The sequence below is a fragment of the Mitsuokella sp. UBA4253 genome, from assembly GCF_002395285.1.
Classification (GTDB): Bacteria; Bacillota; Negativicutes; order Selenomonadales; family Selenomonadaceae; genus Mitsuokella; species Mitsuokella jalaludinii.
Genome location: NZ_DGWR01000012.1, coordinates 1 through 21132, shown reverse-complemented (window position 1 = coordinate 21132; position 21132 = coordinate 1). Strand labels below are relative to the sequence as shown.

The following is a 21132-nucleotide window of genomic DNA, read 5'->3' as shown; positions in this document are numbered from 1 at the left end:
TCCATGCGTTACGTGAGGTAGATGAAACCATGAAATCCATATTACTGATCGGCCTCGGCCGCTATGGCCGCCATGTCGCGCGCAAGCTCCACGCGATGCACCACGAGATCATGGCGGTGGACAAGAATGAGGAGCTCGTCAATGAGGTGCTGCCCTACACGAACAGCGCGCTGATCGCGGACAGCACGGACGGGCACTTCCTCGAGTCGCTCGGCGTGCGCAACTTCGACGCCTGCATCGTCGCCATCGGCGACGACTTCCAGAGCTCCTTGGAGACGACGCTGCGCCTGCGCGAGCTCGGCGCGAAATACATCGTCGCGCGTGCCTCGAGCAGCATCCACGAGAAATTCCTGCTGCGCAACGGTGCCGACGAGGTCGTCTACCCCGAGAAGCAGCTGGCCCTCTGGACGGCCATCCGCTGCGGCTCGGACCACCTGCTCGACTACTTCGAGCTCAGCAAGAATTACGCCATCTACGAGATCGCGATGCCGGAGATCTGGGCGGGCCACACCGTCGGCGATCTCGACATCCGCCGCATCCACCACGTCAATGTCCTCGGCATCAAGCACGAGGGCAGTCTCGACGTGGAGATCACGCCGAAGACGCTGCTGCAGGCAGAGGACTCCATCCTCTTGCTCGGCGCACAGGAGGCCGTAAAGAAATTGATAGACGATGGTGAGAGATAAGCTTTTGAGAAAGGAAGGGTTAACGTGGAGACAAAGCGTTTATTCGACGAGAATGTCATGCAGAGAGAATGTGAGGCTGTAGTCGTGCGCACCGAGCCGTATCATGGAGGCTATGCTGTCGTGCTCGACCAGACGGTCTTCTTCCCGGAGGGCGGCGGCCAGCTCAGCGACACGGGCACACTGACGGCAGGGGAGAAGGCGCTTCCTGTCAAGCACGTCCACGAGAAGGCGGGCGAGATCTTCCACGAGACGAAGGAGCCCTTGGAGCCGGGCACGAAGGTAGTGGCAAAGCTCGACTGGCCTGTCCGCTTCGACCACATGCAGCAGCACTGCGGCGAGCACATGCTCTCGTACGCCTTCTACAAGCTCTTCGGCGCCCACAATGTGGGCTTCCACATGAGCGCGGACATGGTCGGCATCGATCTCGACAGGGAAGTCGACTGGCAGCAGGCCCTGCAGGCGGAGCGCTTCACGAACCGCGAGATCCAGGAGGACCGTCCCATTACGACGAAGCTCGTACCTGCCGAAGAGGCCGCGAAGATGAACCTGCGCAAGTTCAACGATAAGCTCACGGGGATCCTGCGCATCGTCACGGTGGAGGGCAGTGACTCCTGCACCTGCTGCGGCACGCATCCGACGTCGAGCGGCATGGTCGGACTCGTCAAGATATTCAAGGTCGAGAAGCACAAGGAAGGCTCGCGCATCAGCTTCCTCTGCGGCAGGGAGGCGCTCGAGCGCGTCGAGCAGTACATGCTCGCAGCTCTCGACGCCTCAAACCTCCTGTCCATCAAGGAGACGGAGCTGCCAGAAGGCGTCGCACGCCTGCAGCAGGAGAAGAAGGAGCTCGGCGAGCGCCTGACGGAGTGCACGGGCAAGCTCCTGGAGTACCGCATCGAGGAGATGAAGGCGCATCCGGCCACGACAGAGGCGGGCCATGCGAAATTCGTCTTCCTCGAGTCCGACATGACGCCGAAGGAGGCCAAGGCACTCGCCAAGCGCCTCGGCGAGATCCCTGAAGCCTTCTCCGCCATCTTCTATCAGAACGGCGAGCGCCTCAACTACATGTTCCTTGCGACGGACGGCGCTGAGCTGAGCTGTCAGCAGGTCATCCGCACCGTCAACGAAGCCTTCGGCGGCCGCGGCGGCGGACGCCCCGAGTCGTGCCAGGGCAGCGCCATCTGCCCCGCAGACTGGCGCGAGAAGGCGGAGAAGCTCCTGTCCGCTCTTTGAGCCATGAGCCCATAAAAAAAAGAGCCCCCTTTGGGGCTCCTTTTTTTATGGGGCATGGCTCAGGCAAAGTAGTTCTTGCCGTTGCCCTTCTGTGCTTCGTAGGTGGCGATGCGCTTCTTGATGAACTGCGTATCGATATTGCCTGTGCGGAAGTAGCTGTCGCTGAGGATCTTCTGGTGCAGGGAGATTGTCGTCTTGACACCGTCGATGCGGAACTCCTTGAGCGCGCGCTGCATGATCTTGATGGCGTCGCCGCGCGTGCGGCCGTGGACGATGAGCTTCGCGATCATCGAGTCGTAGTACGGCTCGATCGAGAGGCCGGCCGTCACGCCCGAATCGAAGCGGACGCGCGGGCCGCTCGGCTCGTGCAGGAACGTGATCTGGCCTGGCGACGGCATGAAGTTGTTGTCCGGGTCCTCGGCGTTGATGCGGCACTCGATGGCATGGCCCTGGAAGTGGACGTCGGCCTGCGTGATGTCGAGCGGCTCGCCGGCAGCGATGCGAATCTGCGTGCGCACGATGTCGATGCCCGTGACTTCTTCCGTGACGCCGTGCTCGACCTGGATGCGCGGGTTGATCTCCATGAAGTAGAACTGGTTATCCTTGAGGTCCAGGAGGAACTCGACCGTGCCGACGTTGGAGTAGTGGACGCTCTTGGCGGCCTTGACGGCCAGCGTGCCGACCTGCTTGCGCATCTCGTGCGTCAGCGCGATCGACGGCGACTCCTCGAGGAGCTTCTGGTTGCGGCGCTGGATGGAGCACTCGCGCTCGCCGAGGTGGATGACCTCGCCGTAGTTGTCGGCGACAATCTGGACTTCGATGTGGCGCGAACGCTCGATGTAGTGCTCGAAGTAGTAGTTGATCTTCTTGAGGTCGACGAGTGTGTCGAGGATGTCCTTGAGCTCGTCCTCATCGTGTGCGACATACATGCCCTTGCCGCCGCCGCCCGAGACCGGCTTGAGGATGACGGGGTAGCCGACTTCCTTGGCCGCCTTGACAGCCTCTTTGTTGTTCTTGAGCGGATCGCTGCCCTTGGCCATCGGGATGCCGGACGGCTGCATGGAGGCGCGGGCGACATCCTTGTCGCCGACGAGGCGGATCGTCTCCGGCATCGGTCCGATCCAGGTGATGCCGTGCTCGGTGACCTGCTGGGCGAAGTCTGCATCCTCCGAGAGGAAGCCGTAGCCCGGGTGGATGGCGTCAGCGCCCGTCTCGAGCGCTGCGCGCAGGATCGAGTCCTTGTTTAAGTAGCTGTCCGTGGCATCGGCGCCGCCGACGCAGACGGCGTGGTCGGCCAGCTGTACGTGAAGTGCATTCTCGTCTGCTTCCGAGAAGATGGCGACCGTCTCGATGTCGAGCTCCTCGCAGGCGCGGATGATGCGCACGGCAATCTCGCCGCGGTTGGCGATCAGAACGCGTTTGAACATGGGAAAATCCCTCCTGAATCACAGTATTACGATAGCAGATATTATAACCAGCTGCTAATTCCAAATCTGCCTTGATTTTATCACATGCACCGCGGAAATGCAATATTCCCTCATGGAATCCCCGTGGGATTTGCGGTATAATGGAATGAATTTCAACCATGCAGTTTAAGAAAGGTCGTGAGCGATTGACGGACATTGTCGCAGAGAAACTCAAGCTGCTGCCGGACAGCCCCGGCGTCTACATCATGAAGGACGCGTCGGGCCGCATCATCTACGTCGGCAAGGCGGTCGTCCTCAAGAACCGCGTGCGCCAGTACTTCCAGCACAACAAGAACCACTCGCCGAAGGTCAAGGCAATGGTCTCGCATATCGCGGATTTTGAGATCATCATGACGCACTCAGAAGTCGAGGCGCTGATCCTCGAGTGCAACCTCATCAAGAAGCATCGCCCGCACTACAACATCAGCCTCAAGGACGACAAGAGCTACCCGTACGTCAAGGTCACGGTGCAGGAGGAGTACCCGCGCGTCTTCCTGACGCACCGCGTGACGAAGGACGGCTCGCGCTACTTCGGCCCCTATACGGACGTCACGGCCGTGCACCAGAGCTTGAAGCTCCTGCGCCGCCTCTTCCCGCTGCGCACCTGCCGCCACCTGCAGGACCGCCCGTGCCTCGAGTATCACATCAAGCGCTGTCTCGCGCCGTGCGCCGGCAAGGTGACGCAGGAGGATTACGCGGCGATGATCCGCGCCGTCCTGCTCTTCCTCGAGGGGCGCACGGAGGACGTGGAGCGCGAATTGAAATTCCGCATGGAGCAGGCGGCCGCGGCCTTCCACTTCGAGACGGCGGCGCGTCTGCGGGACCAGCTTCGCGCCGTGCAGAAGATCGCCGAGAAGCAGAATATCGTCACGGGCGCTGGCGACCAGGACGCGATCGGCATCGCGCGCTCGGAGATCGGCGTCTGCGTCCAGGTATTCTTCATCCGCGCGGGCAAGATGATCGGGCGCGAGCACTTCCTCTTGCAGGGCAGCGAGGAGGAGAGCGACGCCGACATCCTCGCGGCGTTCCTCTCGCAGTACTACCATCGGGCGGCCTTCGTGCCGCGCGAGGTCCTGTTGCCGCTGGCCATCGCAGAGGAGGAGCGGGCGCTCCTCGAGAGCTGGCTGACCGAGAAGAAGCACGGCAATAAGGTGCAGCTCCTCGTGCCGCAGCGCGGCACGAAGCGCGACATCGTCGCGATGGCCGAGAGCAATGCCGAGAAGTACCTCTCGGACGAAGCCGCGCGCATCAAGCAGGCCGACGAGAAGACGATGGGTGCCGTGCGCGAGCTCGGCCGCTATCTCGGGCTCAAGAAGATGCCCTACCGCATGGAGTGCTTCGATATCTCGCACATCCAGGGGTCGGAGACTGTCGCCTCGATGGTCGTCTTCGAGGGCGGCCTGCCCAAGAAGTCGGACTATCGCCGCTTCAAGATCCAGAGCACGGAGGGCAAGCCGGATGACTTCCTCTCGATGCGGGAGGTCACGACGCGCCGCTATGTCGGACTGCCCGAAGAAGAACTGCCGGACCTCATCGTCATCGACGGCGGCAAGGGACAGCTTTCTTCGGCACTCGAGATCATCCGCGGGGCGGGCGGCCACAAGGACGTACCGGTCGTCGGACTCGCCAAGCAGTTCGAGCTCGTCTTCACGGAGGGCGAGAGCGAGCCTGTCGTGCTGCCGCGCCACAGTCAGGCGCTCTACCTCATCGAGCGCATCCGCGACGAGGCGCACCGTTTCGCCATCACATACCACCGCAAATTGCGCGGCAAGCGCAATCTCGTCTCCATCCTCGACCACATTGTCGGCATCGGCCCCAAAAGGCGCCAGGCGCTGCGCAGCCACTTCGGCACGATTGCGCGCATCCGCGAGGCGAGCGTTGAGGAACTGCAGCAGGCGCCGGGCATGAACCGCCCCGCGGCCGAGGCAGTCTATCATTTTTTTCAGGCACAGCGTGACATGACGCGCTATCATGCAGATGGCGCCAATGGAAAGGAATAAAGAAATTATGAACATCATCGATCTGCACGTCCACTCTCTTGTCTCGGACGGCAGTTATTCACCGCGCGAGCTCGCGCATCACGCGAAAGAAGTTGGCCTCTCAGCCTTTGCGCTGACAGACCACGACAACATCGCGGGCAATGAGGAGGCCGCTGCCGCCGCCAGGGAGCAGGGGCTGGATTTCCTGAACGGCATGGAGCTCACGGCCGACTTCATGGATCGCAAGCTCCACATTGTCTGCCTGGGCTTCGATGCGGACCATCCGAGCTTCCGCCAGCTCTACGCTGAGATCCGCCGCGTCAAGGAGGGGAAAATCCCTGAGATCATCGACTACGTGCGCGCCAAGGGCATCGACATCTCCTTGGCGAAAGTCCGCCCGTTCGCCTATGGCGAGGTGCTCGACCGCTACGCCATCATGCGCTACCTCGTCTCGCTGCACCTCTACGACAGGGCGCAGCCGCTCTGGGATCACTACCTCGATCCGGCGGTCAGAGAGCTCGGCCTCGACCAGAATATGCCGGTGGAGGAGGCACTGCCCGTCATCCATGAGGCAGGCGGCGTGACATCTCTCGCACACTTCCACAAGAAGATCGGCCTCAAGGGCCTCTCGCGCGCCGAGCAGGAAGCGGCAATCGCGCGCCTGCACGCGATGGGCCTCGATGGCATGGAGCGCTGGTACCCGAACTACACGCAGGAGGACGCCGACTTTGCCGCGCATATGATTGAGAAGTACCATCTGCTCACGACAGGCGGCACAGACTTCCATGGCAGCAACCGCCCGCAGATCGAGATGGGCCACGGCATCGCGGGCAATATGGCCATTCCCTACGAGGTCTACACGAAAATCATTCTTTCCTGCAAAAAATTTCGCGATGGCAAGCAGGAGAATGGCGGGAGCATCGCGAATTAAAGGCTTGTAGAAGTATTTAGTGTATGGAATCAAAAGTCAAAAGGAGGCTTTTCTGATGAAAGTTTGGGTTTGCACGGTCTGTGGCTGGATTTACGACGAGGCAAAGGGCGATCCGGATTACGATCTCGCACCGGGCGTTCCGTTTGCGGATCTGCCGGATGATTTCGTCTGCCCGCTCTGCGGCGTCGGCAAGGACATGTTCGAAGAACAGCAGTCCTGATGGCCGTGCTGCCGTGTCGTGAAGCAGGCATGCGCAAGGGGAGGGAGACCGGGTGGTTTCTCTCCCCTTTTTTGCATCATTCCCTTATGCGGCGCGTCTTTCAGCCATTCATGACCGATTGGAATCACACGTCATGAATAAATTATGCTAATGCCGCAATAAAATGTACACAGAATGCATTGATTTTTTGATGTTACTTTGCTATAATTTACACGTAATGAATCATAAGTCTGATGCATACTTTGTTGGCATTCCGAAGGCGGTTTCTGACAGGTTGCTCAGAATGTCGCTTTCAAACTATAAGGAGGCAATTTATTATGAAGGTAACAGTTGTTGGTGCAGGTAATGTTGGTGCAACGGTCGCAAACGTTCTTGCTACGAAGAAGTTCTGCAGCGAGGTTGTTCTCGTTGATATCAAGGAAGGCGTTCCGCAGGGCAAGGCCATGGATATCATGCAGACGGCTCACATGCTGAACTTTGACACGACGGTAACGGGCGTTACGGCTCTGCCGAACGATCCGGAAGGTTATGCTCCGACGGCTGGTTCTGATGTTGTCGTTGTCACGTCTGGTATGCCGCGCAAACCGGGCATGAGCCGTGAGGATCTCATCGGCGTCAACGCTAAGATCGTCAAGAGCGTTGTTGACCAGGCCCTCAAGTATTCCCCGAATGCTTACTTCATCATCATCTCCAACCCGATGGATGCTATGACGTTCCTGACGCTCAAGGACACGAAGCTTCCGCGCAACCGCATCCTCGGCCAGGGCGGCATGCTCGACAGCAGCCGTTTCCGTTATTTCCTCGCACAGGCTCTGACGAAGGCTGGCTATCCGGCTACGCCGGCTGACGTTGATGGCATGGTCATCGGCGGCCACAGTGACAAGACGATGGTTCCGCTCGTCAGCTATGCAACGCTGCGCGGCATCCCTGTAACGCAGCTCCTGAGCAAGGAAGCACTCGACGACGTTGTCGCTCAGACGAAGGTCGGCGGCGCTACGCTGACGAAGCTTCTCGGCACGTCCGCTTGGATTGCACCGGGCGCTGCAGCTGCTACGATGGTTGAAGCCATCGCCCTCGATGCCAAGAAGCTTATCCCGTGCTGCGTCTACCTCGAAGGCGAGTATGGCGAGAAGGACCTCTGCATCGGCGTACCGTGCATCCTCGGCAAGAACGGCCTCGAGAAGATCGTCGAGATCAAGCTCGATGGCGAGGAGAAGGCTAAATTCGAAGAGAGCGTTCAGGCTGCTCGCAACACGAACGCAAAACTCGGCGATGCCCTCAAATAATTGCCTCCTGCAATTGCAATCGCATAAAGAAAGCTCCTGCTTCGGCAGGAGCTTTTTTGTGTCCAGTTGACGGTGGAGGGCGGGCTGCGCTATGATGTTCGTATTGAGAATAAAATGGTGAGAAGAACAGGGGGATGTCTGATGCACGATGATGCCTACTACATGAGACTGGCGCTCGAGGAGGCGCAGAAGGCGTATGACCTTGAGGAGGTGCCGATCGGCGCGGTACTCGTCGACAGTGAGGGCGAGGTCGTCGCGCGCGGCCACAACATGCGCGAGGTCTGGCACGATGCGACGGCGCACGCCGAGATGATCGCGATACGCGAGGCCTGCAAAAGTCTTGACCGCTGGCGTCTTTCGGGCCTGACGCTCTACGTGACGATTGAACCGTGCCCGATGTGCGCCGGTGCCATCGTCATGAGCCGCGTCGACCGCGTCGTCTACGGCAGCACGGATGTGAGGGCCGGGGCCTGTGAATCGGTGTTCAACATCCCGGGCAATCCGACGCTCAACCATCGTCCGGAAATCACGGCCGGCGTGCTGCAGGAAGAATGTGCGGGCATCATGAAGCGCTTCTTCAAGATGCGGCGCGAGCAGCAAAAGGCACTCAAGAAGCTGAAAAAGCAGAAGGAGGCGGCAGATGATGGATGTTCAGAAGAAGATGACGGTTGACGTTATATTTATTATAAATAACCAATAATGATATTCGTATTTTTAATAAATTTCGCTGTTCACTCTTTCTCGCATCAGGCACAGCCGGAGCTGCGACGAGCGCTCATCGAAAGAGTTACTACAGCTGGGCGCAACGCTACGCCCTCTATCCCGTCTGCGTTCACATTCGGGAATACTTTTCGCATGATCTGGTAGGCACCATTGACATCGGCATTGATGCGTTGGCCATCGTTTGCCAAGAACAGGCCGCGATGAACCCGGCGTGATTTGTCATAGCAGGCTTTGACCGGTGCCTCGTCATCCAAGAAGGAGGTGCCACTTGTATAGCTCTCCTCCGTCAGCGCAACCTTCATGCCGATTGACTCGGCCTTGTACTGGAGCATCTGGATGAAGCGGGCGAAAGGCAGCTGCACAAAGCTCTGGTTGACTTTGCGCCCAAGATTCGCTTCCTGTTTCCAGCCCTTATTCTTGCCGATGACCAGTACCGACACGTCCTGCCCCGCGCACAAGTCGATGACCTTGCGACTCGCTTTGTGCAGGTAATCCTCGACCTTGCGGTTCCGCTTCACTGTGAGCCGCGCGATTCGCTTCGATGAATGGCGTCCATTCATCCGCTCACAGATGCTTCTACGCTTGGCCATCTGCTTGTTGTAGTACTGGTTGACTGACTTGAGCGGCGTCCCCTTGAGCAGGACAGGTCGCTCGCCTGTATTCCAGGCTAGTGCCGCGAGATTGTCGACGCCGATGTCGATAGCGGCATACGTTCCATTGTCTGCTTTCTCTTCGACCTCGGAAATCTCATAGACGAGTTCTATGCAAATCTCTCCGCTATGCGGGATGATGCGTGCCTGTTTGAATATAGCATCAGGCTGACTGACAAAGACGGCCTTTACCGTGAACCCTTGGAAGGTCCTGGGAAAACGGATGATTCCGTCCTTGAGCTTGCAGTTCTGGTTTGTCAGCACCAGCGGGAAATAGCCATCCTTCGGCTTGTACTTCGGCAGTTTTGGCCGTCCCTTGTACTTCTCGGGATGGGCCTTCCAGTCCTTGATGGCCGCGAAGAACGATGTCCAGTTCTTATCTAAAATGCGGAGTGTCTGCTGCGCCGTCTGCGCAGTCGGCATCTCCCGATAGTCGGGGTAGTCTGCGTCACCTTTCAGCAAACGGTCGACTTCGCCATAGCGCAGCCATTTGCTATCCTTGATGAACGCCTGACGGATCAGGAAGTTTCCATGATTGTAGAGGTTCTTGGAACGATGACAGAATTCACGCAACATGGCATAGAACGGTGACGATGGTTTAAGCCGGTGGTGTTCCACTCGTTTCATCATCCTCTATCGCCTCCTTGATCTTCCGCAGTCTTTTGCGACTGGAATACAGCTTCATAGAGTAGCAATGCAGCAGATTCACGATTTCTTCAAAGATTTCCTGCGAGTCAAGCTTTTCGGACCCGACTTCGCTCATGACGACAATCTCACAGTTGTACTTCTGAAACAGATAGTAGAATAAGTCGTAGCCGACGCGCGACAATCTGTCCTTGTACGTCACGACCACACGCTCGACACGCCCCGCAAGGACATCGTCTAACAGAGCGAACAATCCCTTCCTCTTCTCGAAGCTGATACCGCTGGCGATATCTGAGAATACACCGTTGATGGTATAGCCATTTGCAAAGCAGAACTGCTTGAGCAGCTGGATCTGGTTCTTGAGGTCAGGCTTCTGCTTTGGCGTAGAGACACGGGCATAGATGTAGGTCTTGCGCTTCACGTCTTTGTTGAGGAACTTGTAGACATCTTCCTCGTTGTAGTCGTAGTGGCCGTTCGGCATGACATGGACACGGATAATCCCTGTCTTGACGTACTTCGTGAGTGTCGGCCTAGAAACCTGCAAGATGCGAAGAACATCTTTTGCAAACATGTGGACTTCCCCCTCTCTACAGATAATTATAACATATTTTAATATAATCATCTATAGATTTGGTGTTCGTTAGGTTCCCTTTGATGACCAATGGGGAATTTATCTGCGCTGGGATCACCCGCTGGCACAGAAACAGGCCATTACCCCAGCGGACCTTTATAAAGAGCCTTTGATTCTCTCGCGTCAGCTGCTGCAGAATCATGTGTTCAATCATTGGCTGGGCTGTGATACCAGCGATCTCTCCATTCGTTCGACTTGCAATCTGGCGTATAACGCAGCTTTTTTGGCCGAACAGCGTCTGGGACTGATGCTTTCGTTTGCCGGTATAGTTGCCACCGACGAAGCGCATCATCCGGAGCTGACGTTTCGTCCGCTGCAGCCGGCCTTGTACTCTCATAATTACTTGATTTGGAAGGAAGGGCAGATATTTTCGCGGGCTGCCGGCGTCGTGCGTGCCCGTTTGGACGAAATTTTCGGCACTCGCGAATAATATGCTTACTGAGCATGAAAAGGGATAAATACCAAGTATTGGTAATAAAACACCTCTCATTGTATAATCAAATCAGTTCAAGGAACAAAATGACGATTTGCTTACACGATGAGAGGTGTTTTTGATGCAAAAGAAAAAATACATGAAAAGGATGTTGGTTATGGCCACGTTAGGCGTGACCATGGCTTTAGGCACAGTGGGCATGACGGCAGAAGCCGCCGCCCAGACGGATAAGGCACAGACGAACGTGCAGGCACAGCAGGCTGCCGCAGACACGAAAGTACAGGGGGAGAGCAATTTGAAACTGACAACAGAATGGGATAAAGTTTTTCCGGAAAGCAGGGATGTCAACCATCGCAAAGTGACGTTTCACAACCGTTACGGCATTGAACTTGCCGCCGACCTCTATGAGCCGAAAAAAATTACAGGCAAATTCGCGGCCGTTGCGGTCAGCGGACCTTTCGGCGCGGTTAAGGAACAGTCTTCAGGGCTTTATGCACAGGAACTGGCGAAACGCGGTTTCCTGACGATTGCCTTTGATCCTTCGTTTACGGGCGAGAGCGGCGGCGTGAATGGTGTGCGCAATGTGGCATCTCCTGATATCAACACCGAGGATTTTTCGGCAGCCGTCGATTTCCTATCCAATGAAAAAGATGTCGACCCGGACCGCATCGGCATTCTCGGCATCTGCGGCTGGGGCGGCATGGCTCTCAATGCGGCGGCCATGGATACGCGCATCAAGGCTACGGTGGTTTCGACCATGTACGATATGAGCCGTGTCATGGCCAATGGCTACTTCGATTACGATAAGGACGCAGAGACCATCAAGAAAGAGCGCATGGCAAACCGCAGGGCACTCAATGCTCAGCGCACCGAGGACTACCGCACGGGCACGTACAAGCGGGCGGGCGGTGTCGTCGACCCGCTGCCGGCCGATGCCCCGCAGTTCGTCAAGGATTACTACGCTTATTACAAGACGAAGCGCGGCTATCATCCGCGTTCCCTGAATTCCAACGAGGGCTGGAATCTGACGAATGCTCTTTCGTTCATGAATATGCCGCTGCTTACCTATGCTGATGAAATCGAAAGTGCCGTACTGGTCATCCACGGGGAAAAAGCGCATTCGCGCTACTTCGGTGAGGATGCCTTCAAGAAGCTCAAAGGCGATAACAAAGAGCTGATGATTATCCCCGGTGCCAACCATACGGATCTTTACGACAATATGGAAAAAATCCCGTTTGACAAAATCACGTCATTCTTCCAGAAGTATCTGAAATGATGAGATGAGAAAATTTGTTAGTAAGAATTTTGTCGGGCAGCCAGCCACTGGCTCCATGTTTGCTGAAAATTTGACGCACAGTTTTCTTTGACATAATGGGCGAAAAGCTGCAGGCCATGATAACGCGGCCCGCTTGAAAGGTCGGCGCCGCCTAGGCTGCGCTGATGCGCAATTGCCTCATCTGCGGTGACGGATGGATGTTCCAGCAGCTCATAGAGTACCATAAACGTCGTCGTGCGCCCCTGTCCGGCCTGGCAGTGGAAGAAGAGCCAGCCGTGATTCTTTGGCAGGCTGCGGTAAAAATCGACGAAGTCATCGATGACCGCAGGCCCCGGCCATTCCATATCGGTCGCGGCAAAGCGCTTGTAGCCGAGGCCGGCTCTGCGCGCCAGTTCGCGTTCCGTCGACCAGCTTTGAACCGGTTCATCAAACAAATCCTTGATGTGTTCTTCATCATAACGGCCCATCGGCAGGGCTTGGACAACGTGTCCAAGGGCCCCCTGCAGGCGGGCCGTTTCGTCTTGTTCAACCTCTTTTGCCGCAAGGCCGCGATTCGCCGCATTCTGCGGGCCATGCCAGCTCACGGCCGCATGATTGAGAAAGCCGTGGGATTCCTGCCGCAGGTCAATATCCCAGATCGGCATATCGGGCGGGACGCCGAGAAGTGCAGGCAGATGGGCGAGGACTTCTTTTGTCGGCTGCCCGCCGCCCGCGATTTTAAGATCTGCATCGCGGCGGAAATGAATCGGCTCGTCACTGCCGATGGCCGCATCGAGCCGCCAGGCAGGTTCCTCAGGAACTGCAGCCGCAGCGATGGCTGGTGCATTTATTAGTATCAGACAGACGGCCAGCAGCAGAGAGAAATTTATTTTTTTGTGCAGGATATGATAAAGCAAGTGGCAGCATCCTTTCAATCTGTAAAATGAATTTTTCTACATACGGCGTGACTTTTTACCGTTTTTGTTGGCGCAGGAAGAAAAATGCGGTATAATTGTTCTCAATACCATTCTATCGAATGAGAGAGGAAGCAAACGATGACAAGACGTGAATTTATTTTAGCCGGTCTGGGGCTGCTCGGCGCAGCGGCTGCGGGCGGCGTTTATTCTTATGTGCATCGGCCAAAGTTTGGAGAGCTGCCGTCAGGTGACCGCTTAAAACGCATGCAGGCCTCGCCGCATTACCATGGGGACCATTTTGAGAACCTCGTACCCGTGCCCGTCATGTCGGAAGACGAGGGCGGGCATGAAAACCGCTTCGTAGCCACGTGGAAATTTCTGTTTGGTGATAAGAAAGGCCTGGTGCCCGCTCATCCCCTGCCGACAGAGAAGACGAATCTTCTGGCCCTGCCGCGCGAGCAGGATGCCGTGGTCTGGCTTGGCCATTCGAGCTTTTTCGTGCAGCTCGGCGGCTGCCGCATTCTCATCGACCCCGTGTTCAGCAGCTACGCTTCGCCATTGTGGTTTATCAACCGCGCGTTTGCAGGCTCGAATGTCTATACGGCCGAGGATTTCCCGGAAATCGATGTGCTTGCCATGAGCCACGACCATTGGGACCATCTCGACTATCCGACGGTCATGGCCCTGAAGTCAAGGGTTCATCACGTCGTCTGCCCGCTCGGCGTCGGCGCCTATTTTGAGCAGTGGGGCTTTGCGAAAGACAGCATCCACGAAGAAGACTGGGATACGGAAATCAAGCTTTCGGCTACGCTCTCCGTCCATATCCTGCCGTCGCAGCATTTTTCGGGCCGTTTCCTCAAGCAGAATCCCACGCTCTGGTGCGGCATGGCCTTCATCACGCCAAAGCGCAGCCTTTATTACACGGGCGATGGCGGCTATGGCGCGCATTTCAAGGTCATTGGCAAGAAGTTCGGCGGCTTTGACTGCGTGCTCGCTGAAAACGGCCAGTACAACCTCGCATGGCATCACATCCACATGCTGCCCGAGGAAACGGCGCAGGCCTGTGAAGATGTCGGGGCAAAATTTGTCATCCCCACGCATAACAGCAAATTCGCGCTGGCCCGCCATCCGTGGCAGGAGCCGATGGCAAGGCTGCAGGCGGCGAGCCAGGATAAATCTTATCAGCTCCTGACCCCGGAAATCGGCGCCCTCGTGCTGCTTGACCAGAAGCAGAGCTTCTCGCCCTGGTGGCAGATGGCATAAGAAACTGTAAAAGACACTGGGAACGGCTCAATCATCAGCGCGAAATCGATGAGGCCGAGCGCGAGAATTTCCTCCGCGCGCTGCCGAAGGTACATGCCGTCCTCGGTCAGAAGCGTGCTGCGGCTGGTACGCGTAAATCTCATCGAGTATCATCTGCTTTTATTTTACCGGGCCGGTGATTTTTTTACAATGATTTTGATACGAAAAACGTATAACATATTATAAGACATAAGAATTTCACATTACAATTATGTCCTGCTATGATAAAAGCATCAGGAGAGGAAAGGAGCGAAAACGATGCATGATGAACTCCTTGACGCTGGCTGCACGCCTGAATGCCAGGCAGAGTACGATGCCCTGCCCGACGATGAGGCGCGCCTCTGCTACTTGAAACGGCACAGGCGCCATCTGGTTGAGAACCTGCACCAGCAGCAGGAAAAACTTTCCTGCCTCGATTATATGATTTTTACACTCGAACAGCATTCGAAAGGACGGGTGGTTGTATGACACTCGATGAAATCAAGAAAAAAAGTCCCTTTGCCATCGGCGGGGAAAATGTCAATTACGCACAGTATTTTGATGGCAAGAGTTATTTAAATGGACTCTCGCTGCAGCAGGTTTATGTCGGCAATGTAACGTTTGAGCCGGGCTGCCGCAATCATTGGCATATCCACCATGCCGAATCGGGCGGCGGCCAGATTCTTTTGGTCACGGCCGGCCGCGGCTGGTATCAGGAATGGGGAAAACCGGCAAGAGAACTCAAGGCCGGCGATGTCGTCAACATCCCGCCGGAAGTCAAGCACTGGCATGGCGCAGCCAAAGACAGTGCGTTCCAGCATCTGGCCATCGAGGTACCGGGCGAGGAGACGAGCAACGAATGGTGCGAGCCCGTAGACTCGGCTGCCTATGATGCACTGCCATGAAATCCGGGAGAAAAATAAGGAGAAAAATAAAATGAAACAGAGTGGCAAGATGAAAGTCATGGCTGCCCTGCTGGCAGGTATCATGCTTTTGGGCAGTGGTTTTTCGATGAAAGAGGCAAGTGCCATGGAACAGAATCATGGCAAAACAGAAACGCAGAAAAAGGCCGTCAAAATCGTGCAGACGGCCGGACGCGACCAGCTCGGCGATTTTGCACCGGACTTTGCGCGTTATAACGATGATATCCTTTTCGGCGAGGTCTGGAGCAAAAATGATGTGCTTTCGCTGCATGACCGCAGCATCGTGACGGTTTCAGCACTTATCGCACAGGGCATCACGGATAGCTCGCTCAAATACCATATCGGCGAGGCCAAGAAAAATGGCGTGACGAAGGCCGAGATGGCTGAAATCATCACGCAGGTCGGCTTTTACGGCGGCTGGCCCAAGGCGTGGGCGGCGTTCCGTTACGCCAAAGAAGTTTACGCAGAATAAGCTGCATCATTTCTCATTTGGCGATATGACCGAGCAGATGGGCAGAAATTTATGAGGCAGTATTTACTATTCGAATACAGGCCGTACGGAACAGGTCGCTAAGGACTTAGCAAAGGCCAAGAATGCTGATATCATGAAATTTGAGGCAGATCCTGAGTATACAGAGGCAGACCTTGACTACCATAATAAAGGCGGCTGCGTCAGCGTTTCCAAGTCTGTTTCCGCTTAACTTTATTTTACTGATACGTTAGGAAGGGGATACTATCATGAAAGGCATGACAAGACGTAATTTTGTAAAAATGGCCGGAATTGCGATGGCGACGGCAGCAGCAGGCAGCCTTTGGCAGGATAAGACTTCACTGGCAGAGACGGCAGATGCTCCTGCAGCACCGAAGGCGGCAGAGGGCGGCGACCATTATGTAGCACCTTCCCAGCGTCAGGGCGGTGAGGCTGTCGTATATTTTACGCGGGATCTTTCTGCGGCCGGCCTGCTCAAGGCGTACGATGCCATTGCGCAGAATATGACGGGCAAAGTCGGCATCAAGCTGCATACGGGCGAGCCGCACGGCCCGAACATCATCCCGCGTCCGTGGGTCAAGACGCTTATAGCAGAGAAACTGCCGAAAGCCAATATTGTCGAAACGAATACCTATTATCAGGGCGCGCGCTATACGACGGCCGAGCACCGCAAGACGCTGGCTGTCAACGGCTGGGATTTTGCGCCGGTCGATATCATGGATGAAGAGGGCACGGCTATGCTGCCGGTCAAGGGCGGCAAATGGTTCACGGAAATGTCTGTGGGCTCGCACATGCTGAATTACGACTCGCTGCTCGTCCTTACGCATTTTAAGGGCCATACGATGGGCGGCTTCGGCGGTTCCAACAAGAACATCGGCATTGGCTGCGCCGACGGCCGCATCGGCAAGAAGATGATTCATACCGGCGATACGGGTACGCAGTGGGGCATCGGCAAGGAAGAACTCATGGAGCGTATCTCTGAATCTGCGAAAGCAACGGCTGACCATTTTGGCGACCACATTGCCTACATCAACGTGCTGCGCAACATGTCGGTTTCGTGTGACTGCGAAGGCACGGCGGCTCAGCCGGTCGTCACGCCGAATATCGGCATTCTCGCTTCGACGGATATTCTCGCAGCCGACCAAGCATCTGTTGACCTCGTCTATGCTTTGCCGGAAAAATACCGCCACGACCTCGTCGAGCGCATGGAAACCCGCCATGGCCTGCGTCAGCTCAGCTATATGAAAGAACTTGGCATGGGCTGCGACCGCTATGTCATTCTCGATATGGACCATGGGGATAAGCCCATCACGCTGGCCGAAGCCGTGAAGAATGTAAAGCCGTTCAAAGCGTAATTTTGGCGAAATAAAAAGCCCTGTTCCTTATATTATGGAAGGAGCAGGGCTTTTTTATCTAGATTCAGGCAAGCCCCTGGGCTTTGCCCCAGTCGTTGATTTTCTGGTAGAGCGGGGTTGGTACATGATACTTCTCGCCAAGTTCGACGATGCGTGAGACGAGACCTTTAAATTCCGACGGGCCGCCCGCGGCGACGTCGCGCTGCATCGAGGTCGTGAGCCCCGGTGCGAAGGCGTCCATGAGCCGCAGGTCGGTCGCGACGAGGTCGCGGTCGAAGGTGATGCCCATGGCGTGGCCGACGGCTTCGACTTCTTTGATGAGGCCGATAAAGGTCTCGCGGACTTCCGGTTTCTCCCCAAATGCCTCACTCGTCACGCCGAAGTAGAGGCCTGCCGCGCCCATCGGCGAGACGAAGGAGAACTTCGTCAGGGCATCGCGCTGGATGTCTTCGGTGAAATGGGCGTGGATATCAGCCGCGCGCATGATGTTCTCGAGCGCAGCAGCCTTTGGGGCGAGACGGTCACACTGTCCCGGGCGGAAGCCGTAGAAGACGCGCAGGATTTCCTGCGGCTGCTCGATGATGCCGGGGCCGCTGCGCTTGGCAAAGACGTAGATGCAGCCGTCGAGCACGGTGAGGCCAGGCAGTTTCTCCTGCATGACGGCGCCCGTGCCGAAGACATTGAGGATCGGGATGACGAGCGTGTCAGGGCCCGCGATGCGGCGCGTGAGCGCGATGGCAGCGTCGAGTCCGTAATACTTGACACAGATGAAGAGCACATCGGGTGTGTCATGGTAATCGTCTGCGAGCATCGCCTTGCACGGTTTGATGCGGATGTCGCCGCGATGATTCGTGTGGATGGTCAGGCCGTCCTTCTGCATGGCGGCGAGGTGCGCGCCGCGCGCCAGGAACGTCACATCGTTGCCGGCGTTTGCGAGATAGCCGCCGATGACGCCGCCCGTGCCGCCGACGCCGAAGATGGCGAATTTCAGATTTGTGGTATTCATGAGGGATTCCTTTCTGATCGGACCTCGGGAGGAAATCAGAACTTCCAGATATTCAGGCCCGTCTCCTCGCTCTTGCGGCGGTCGACGCTGCCCGCGAGCTTCGTGATGACGATCTCGGCCGTCGCGCTGATGATGGCCTCGTTGAGGTGGCCGCCGTGTGCTGCGCCCTGCTCGTCGCCGACGGCGATGTGGAAGTGGCTGTAGGGCTTGCCCGCCATCGTGTCGATCGTGCCCGTCAGCGAGAGCATCTCGAAGGCGCCTTCTAGGGTGTTGGCCTTGTAGTGCTGCTCCGGCACGTTGTAGACGCCCATGACGACCTTCTTGACGGCGCCGAGCCCCTGGACCATGGCGAGCTCGATCTTCTCTTCCTTGGCGACCTGCATCAGCGAGGTGACGATCTCGTCGTTCGGGTCGAGCCGCACGAGGATGTGCTGGCTGTCGATATTCTTGTATTCCATTTTGATCACTCCTTCATTGGATGGATTCGCCTTTTTTGGGTGAAATCCTTCTCTGCGCGGTTTAACACATTTTTTACATGCGGATGCTGGACAAGATCGCGGCGTTGGTAATATAATGAAGTTCGGAAAAGCTGCCCGTGCGGCAGCTGCATTTTTCTTGTGAGAATCAAGTGACAGAGAAGAAAGGCTGGTGAGATCATGGACGATCACCCTAGTGCGATAGATCCCAAACGATGTGATACAAGTGGGGGAGTGATCTCCATGGCCTGCCGGTAAGCGCAGCGGGCAGGAGTCTCCCCGTGGAAAGGAGATTCTATCCATGCTGCAGATCTATAAATCCCTGGAGAGCGGCCCACTGCAGGAATTGACGCTCAAGACGCTCGAGAAGGGCGCCTGGATCAACATCGTCGATCCGACGCCGTACGAGCTCAAGGTCGTCAGCAACCTCACCGAGGTTGATCCCGACTTCCTGCGCTCCGCACTCGATGATGAGGAGCGCTCCCATACGGACGTCGAGGAGAACTCGGTCATGGTCCTGACGAATGTGCCGGTCTTCCGCGGCGAGGACAGCTACGATGCCCTGCCGCTCGCCATCATCGTGACGGATGAGTACATCATCACCGTCTGCCTCGAGGAGACGCCCGTCATCACGGAATTCAACGAGCGCACGTCGCGCCTCTTCCGCACCTACAAGAAGACGCGCTTCCTGTTCCAGATCCTCTACAAGTCGGCGACGTACTTCCTGCGCTATCTGCGCCAGATCTCGAAGCTCTCGGAGGAGATCGAGGACCAGCTGCGCCACGACATGAAGAACAGCGAGATCCTGCGCCTCCTCGAGCTGCAGAAGGGCCTGACGTACTTCAATGCGGCCATCCGCTCGAACGGCGCCGTGCTTGACAAACTGCTGCGCATGCGCAACAACACGAGCCTGACGCCAATCCTCAAGGCGTACGAGGAAGATGAGGACCTCTTGGAGGATGTCATCATCGAGAACAAGCAGGCGAAAGAGATGGTCGAGATGTACAGCAAGATCCTCGCGCGCCTCGCTGATACGTTCTCGTCAATCATCTCGAACAACCAGAACCTCGTCATGAAATTCTTGGCGGCGATGACGATCATCTTGGCCATCCCGACCGTCGTCTCGAGCTTCTTCGGCATGAACGTGCCTGTGCCGTTTGCCGAAAATGCGCACGGCTTCCTCTACGTCATGTGCATCGCCTTCAGCATCAGTATCGTCAGTGCCTACGTGCTCTGGCACCGCGATATGTTCTGAGGAGGAGAACCATGGTACTTGCCGAATCGAAACTCAGGGTCGGCGTCATCTACGGCGATCCCGCGAATCATGAATACGTCTACATGCCGGGCAGCGAGCTCGGCGTCAAGGATCCCGTCTGCGTCTACGAAGCAGACGGCATGCGCGAAGACATCGACATGCACGAGGCCCTGCGCCTCATCCGCGTGCGGAGCCTCAAGCCCGCCCGCCACCCCGTCTGGGGAGAGAGCTCCTGCTGAACGGAGAAGAAAAGACACATGCAGCAATCGTGTATTGCTGCATGTGTCTTTTTTTCATTCGTAGGCAGGGATGTCCCTTTCGCCGCGGTAGAAGCGGGTCGGCCCCGTCTTGAAATCGTGTTCATGGTCAGCCAGGACAGACAGGTCCGCGAGCCGCTGCCAGTCGAGCTCGAGCATCCGCGTCGTCGGCATCATCGCGATGACGTTCTCGATATCCGTGTGGATCTCGTGCCAGATGGGAACGCCTTCTTCATCGCGCTCGCCGCAGTAGACGCGGATCGTGTGCGTCTCGAGGTCCTGCGTGTAGGCCGCCGCAAAAGACAGGTCCGTTGCGTGTGCGCGCTTGCCGGACCAGGCGTGGTAGCTCCAGCTCATCGTCGCAATCTCGAGGTAGAGCAGCTTGCCTTCGGTCATCCACATCTCGCCGCCGGGGTCGCCCTCCGGGTAGAGATTGTAGATCTTGCCGTCCTTCCAGGTGTAGGCCTGCCAGACATGCCAGCGCTCCAGATCTCCAATCAGGAGTTCCGGCACATCGTCCTCGTCCATCCAGACGAAGGCGTAGCCTGTCCCCTCGGGACCGGCTACCTTGGCCGCGGCACTCAGTTGCCAGCCGCCTATCGTATCACGGTCTTCGACAATAGCAGAGCGGTACTCGCTCAGGAATGCCTGATAATCCATCCAGTAAGGCAGCGGACTTTCCTCACAAGCCCTTGCTGTCGGCGCATACAGCAGGCATCCACAGATGAACAGCATCATCAGGAATCGCTTCAGCATAACATCACCTCCGCATCACAGAATCCTCTCTATCTCTAGTATACGACAATCGGCGACCCGACCGACCTGTCGGGAATGACAGGTCGGTCGGATATTTCTGCGACAGTTTTTCATGCTGGCCTGATTTTTTTTGCTGACCTGTCATTTTGTACAGTACGGTCGGGCCTTCCGCCATTGTATACTGAAAGCGAATGAGAAAGCGATTCAATTAAAATGCGGCCAGGAATCTTCTCACTTCAGTCAGGAGAGGAATGGCCGCAACGGTAGTCACTTGGAATACT

23 protein-coding genes and 1 pseudogene are annotated in these 21132 nt (G+C 56.7%); 17 read left to right on the top strand and 7 right to left on the bottom strand.

Translation table 11 applies throughout. The annotated features are described in order from the left end of the window. Window positions 1-29: 29 nt before the first annotated feature. Window positions 30-686, top strand: coding sequence for a potassium channel family protein (locus tag B2X55_RS05415; protein ID WP_286821201.1), 657 nt, complete (start codon window positions 30-32; stop codon window positions 684-686). A 24-nt stretch (window positions 687-710) separates the two neighbouring features. Continuing rightward, window positions 711-1916, top strand: a complete 1206-nt coding sequence (locus tag B2X55_RS05410) for an alanyl-tRNA editing protein (RefSeq protein ID WP_286821200.1) — start codon at window positions 711-713, stop codon at window positions 1914-1916. A gap of 59 nt (window positions 1917-1975) precedes the next feature. On the opposite strand, the gene accC is transcribed toward B2X55_RS05410, so the two are convergent. Beyond that, entirely contained in the window at window positions 1976-3343 is a 1368-nt protein-coding gene (gene accC, locus B2X55_RS05405) for an acetyl-CoA carboxylase biotin carboxylase subunit (RefSeq protein ID WP_286821198.1), read from the bottom strand. A 185-nt stretch (window positions 3344-3528) separates the two neighbouring features. On the opposite strand from accC, the gene uvrC reads away from it, so the two are divergent. From uvrC to tadA, 5 genes are all read left to right on the top strand, one after another. Then, a complete protein-coding gene (gene uvrC / locus B2X55_RS05400; protein ID WP_286821340.1) occupies window positions 3529-5382 on the top strand; it encodes an excinuclease ABC subunit UvrC in 1854 nt (617 codons plus the stop codon). Window positions 5383-5389: 7 nt separating this feature from the next. Beyond that, window positions 5390-6292: a PHP domain-containing protein gene (locus B2X55_RS05395; RefSeq protein WP_286821197.1), complete on the top strand. Its 903-nt coding sequence runs from the start codon at window positions 5390-5392 to the stop codon at window positions 6290-6292. Between the two features lie 55 nt (window positions 6293-6347). Continuing rightward, entirely contained in the window at window positions 6348-6512 is a 165-nt protein-coding gene (locus B2X55_RS05390; protein ID WP_036373418.1) for a rubredoxin, read from the top strand. 317 nt (window positions 6513-6829) lie between these two features. Further along, window positions 6830-7798, top strand: coding sequence for a malate dehydrogenase (locus B2X55_RS05385; protein WP_226868327.1), 969 nt, complete (start codon window positions 6830-6832; stop codon window positions 7796-7798). Between the two features lie 141 nt (window positions 7799-7939). Next, a complete protein-coding gene (tadA, locus tag B2X55_RS05380; protein ID WP_286821195.1) occupies window positions 7940-8470 on the top strand; it encodes a tRNA adenosine(34) deaminase TadA in 531 nt (176 codons plus the stop codon). Window positions 8471-8544: 74 nt separating this feature from the next. On the opposite strand, the gene B2X55_RS05375 is transcribed toward tadA, so the two are convergent. Continuing rightward, on the bottom strand, window positions 8545-9798 hold the full coding sequence (locus tag B2X55_RS05375) for an RNA-guided endonuclease InsQ/TnpB family protein (protein ID WP_286821193.1): 1254 nt from the start codon (window positions 9796-9798) through the stop codon (window positions 8545-8547). Next, window positions 9770-10387, bottom strand: a complete 618-nt coding sequence (locus B2X55_RS05370) for an IS607 family transposase (RefSeq protein WP_286821192.1) — start codon at window positions 10385-10387, stop codon at window positions 9770-9772. The genes B2X55_RS05375 and B2X55_RS05370 overlap by 29 nt, the downstream gene beginning before the upstream one ends. 91 nt (window positions 10388-10478) lie before the next feature. Between B2X55_RS05370 and B2X55_RS05365 the strand changes: the two are divergent. Together B2X55_RS05365 and B2X55_RS05360 are read left to right on the top strand one after the other, a co-directional pair. Then, window positions 10479-10877: pseudogene (locus B2X55_RS05365) on the top strand (LysR substrate-binding domain-containing protein); the annotation flags it as partial. Between the two features lie 124 nt (window positions 10878-11001). Continuing rightward, window positions 11002-12156 (top strand): alpha/beta hydrolase, encoded by a 1155-nt coding sequence (locus B2X55_RS05360; RefSeq protein WP_286821191.1) that lies wholly within the window; start codon window positions 11002-11004, stop codon window positions 12154-12156. A 17-nt stretch (window positions 12157-12173) separates the two neighbouring features. Here B2X55_RS05360 and B2X55_RS05355 read toward each other — a convergent pair whose 3' ends face one another. Then, complete coding sequence (locus B2X55_RS05355; protein ID WP_286821189.1) at window positions 12174-13052, bottom strand: hypothetical protein; 879 nt, start codon at window positions 13050-13052, stop codon at window positions 12174-12176. A gap of 138 nt (window positions 13053-13190) precedes the next feature. Here B2X55_RS05355 and B2X55_RS05350 point away from each other — a divergent pair, with 138 nt between their 5' ends. The 6 genes from B2X55_RS05350 to B2X55_RS05325 all read left to right on the top strand — a co-directional run bounded on the left by B2X55_RS05350 (window position 13191) and on the right by B2X55_RS05325 (window position 17101). Continuing rightward, window positions 13191-14315 (top strand): MBL fold metallo-hydrolase, encoded by a 1125-nt coding sequence (locus B2X55_RS05350; protein ID WP_286821188.1) that lies wholly within the window; start codon window positions 13191-13193, stop codon window positions 14313-14315. Between the two features lie 297 nt (window positions 14316-14612). After that, window positions 14613-14822 (top strand): hypothetical protein, encoded by a 210-nt coding sequence (locus tag B2X55_RS05345; protein ID WP_286821187.1) that lies wholly within the window; start codon window positions 14613-14615, stop codon window positions 14820-14822. Further along, window positions 14819-15238, top strand: coding sequence for a cupin domain-containing protein (locus B2X55_RS05340; protein WP_286821186.1), 420 nt, complete (start codon window positions 14819-14821; stop codon window positions 15236-15238). Before B2X55_RS05345 ends, B2X55_RS05340 begins: the two co-directional genes overlap by 4 nt. A gap of 31 nt (window positions 15239-15269) precedes the next feature. Further along, the gene (locus B2X55_RS05335; protein WP_226868319.1) at window positions 15270-15728 is read left to right on the top strand and encodes a carboxymuconolactone decarboxylase family protein; all 459 of its coding nucleotides are present in this window, start codon (window positions 15270-15272) and stop codon (window positions 15726-15728) included. Window positions 15729-15789: 61 nt separating this feature from the next. Then, the gene (locus B2X55_RS05330; RefSeq protein ID WP_286821339.1) at window positions 15790-15957 is read left to right on the top strand and encodes a flavodoxin; all 168 of its coding nucleotides are present in this window, start codon (window positions 15790-15792) and stop codon (window positions 15955-15957) included. A gap of 37 nt (window positions 15958-15994) precedes the next feature. Further along, window positions 15995-17101, top strand: a complete 1107-nt coding sequence (locus B2X55_RS05325; protein WP_349678233.1) for a DUF362 domain-containing protein — start codon at window positions 15995-15997, stop codon at window positions 17099-17101. 64 nt (window positions 17102-17165) lie between these two features. On the opposite strand, the gene B2X55_RS05320 is transcribed toward B2X55_RS05325, so the two are convergent. Together B2X55_RS05320 and B2X55_RS05315 are read right to left on the bottom strand one after the other, a co-directional pair. Next, window positions 17166-18107, bottom strand: a complete 942-nt coding sequence (locus tag B2X55_RS05320) for a ketopantoate reductase family protein (RefSeq protein ID WP_286821183.1) — start codon at window positions 18105-18107, stop codon at window positions 17166-17168. Window positions 18108-18142: 35 nt separating this feature from the next. Beyond that, window positions 18143-18565 (bottom strand): PPC domain-containing DNA-binding protein, encoded by a 423-nt coding sequence (locus B2X55_RS05315; RefSeq protein ID WP_055160090.1) that lies wholly within the window; start codon window positions 18563-18565, stop codon window positions 18143-18145. Window positions 18566-18884: 319 nt separating this feature from the next. On the opposite strand from B2X55_RS05315, the gene B2X55_RS05310 reads away from it, so the two are divergent. Both B2X55_RS05310 and B2X55_RS05305 read left to right on the top strand, forming a co-directional pair. Continuing rightward, window positions 18885-19838: a magnesium transporter CorA family protein gene (locus B2X55_RS05310; RefSeq protein WP_036373389.1), complete on the top strand. Its 954-nt coding sequence runs from the start codon at window positions 18885-18887 to the stop codon at window positions 19836-19838. An 11-nt stretch (window positions 19839-19849) separates the two neighbouring features. Next, entirely contained in the window at window positions 19850-20077 is a 228-nt protein-coding gene (locus tag B2X55_RS05305) for a hypothetical protein (RefSeq protein WP_055160092.1), read from the top strand. A 54-nt stretch (window positions 20078-20131) separates the two neighbouring features. Here the strand turns inward: B2X55_RS05305 and B2X55_RS05300 are convergent, their stop codons facing one another. Next, on the bottom strand, window positions 20132-20851 hold the full coding sequence (locus tag B2X55_RS05300; RefSeq protein ID WP_286821180.1) for a hypothetical protein: 720 nt from the start codon (window positions 20849-20851) through the stop codon (window positions 20132-20134). Between the last annotated feature and the right edge of the window lie 281 nt (window positions 20852-21132).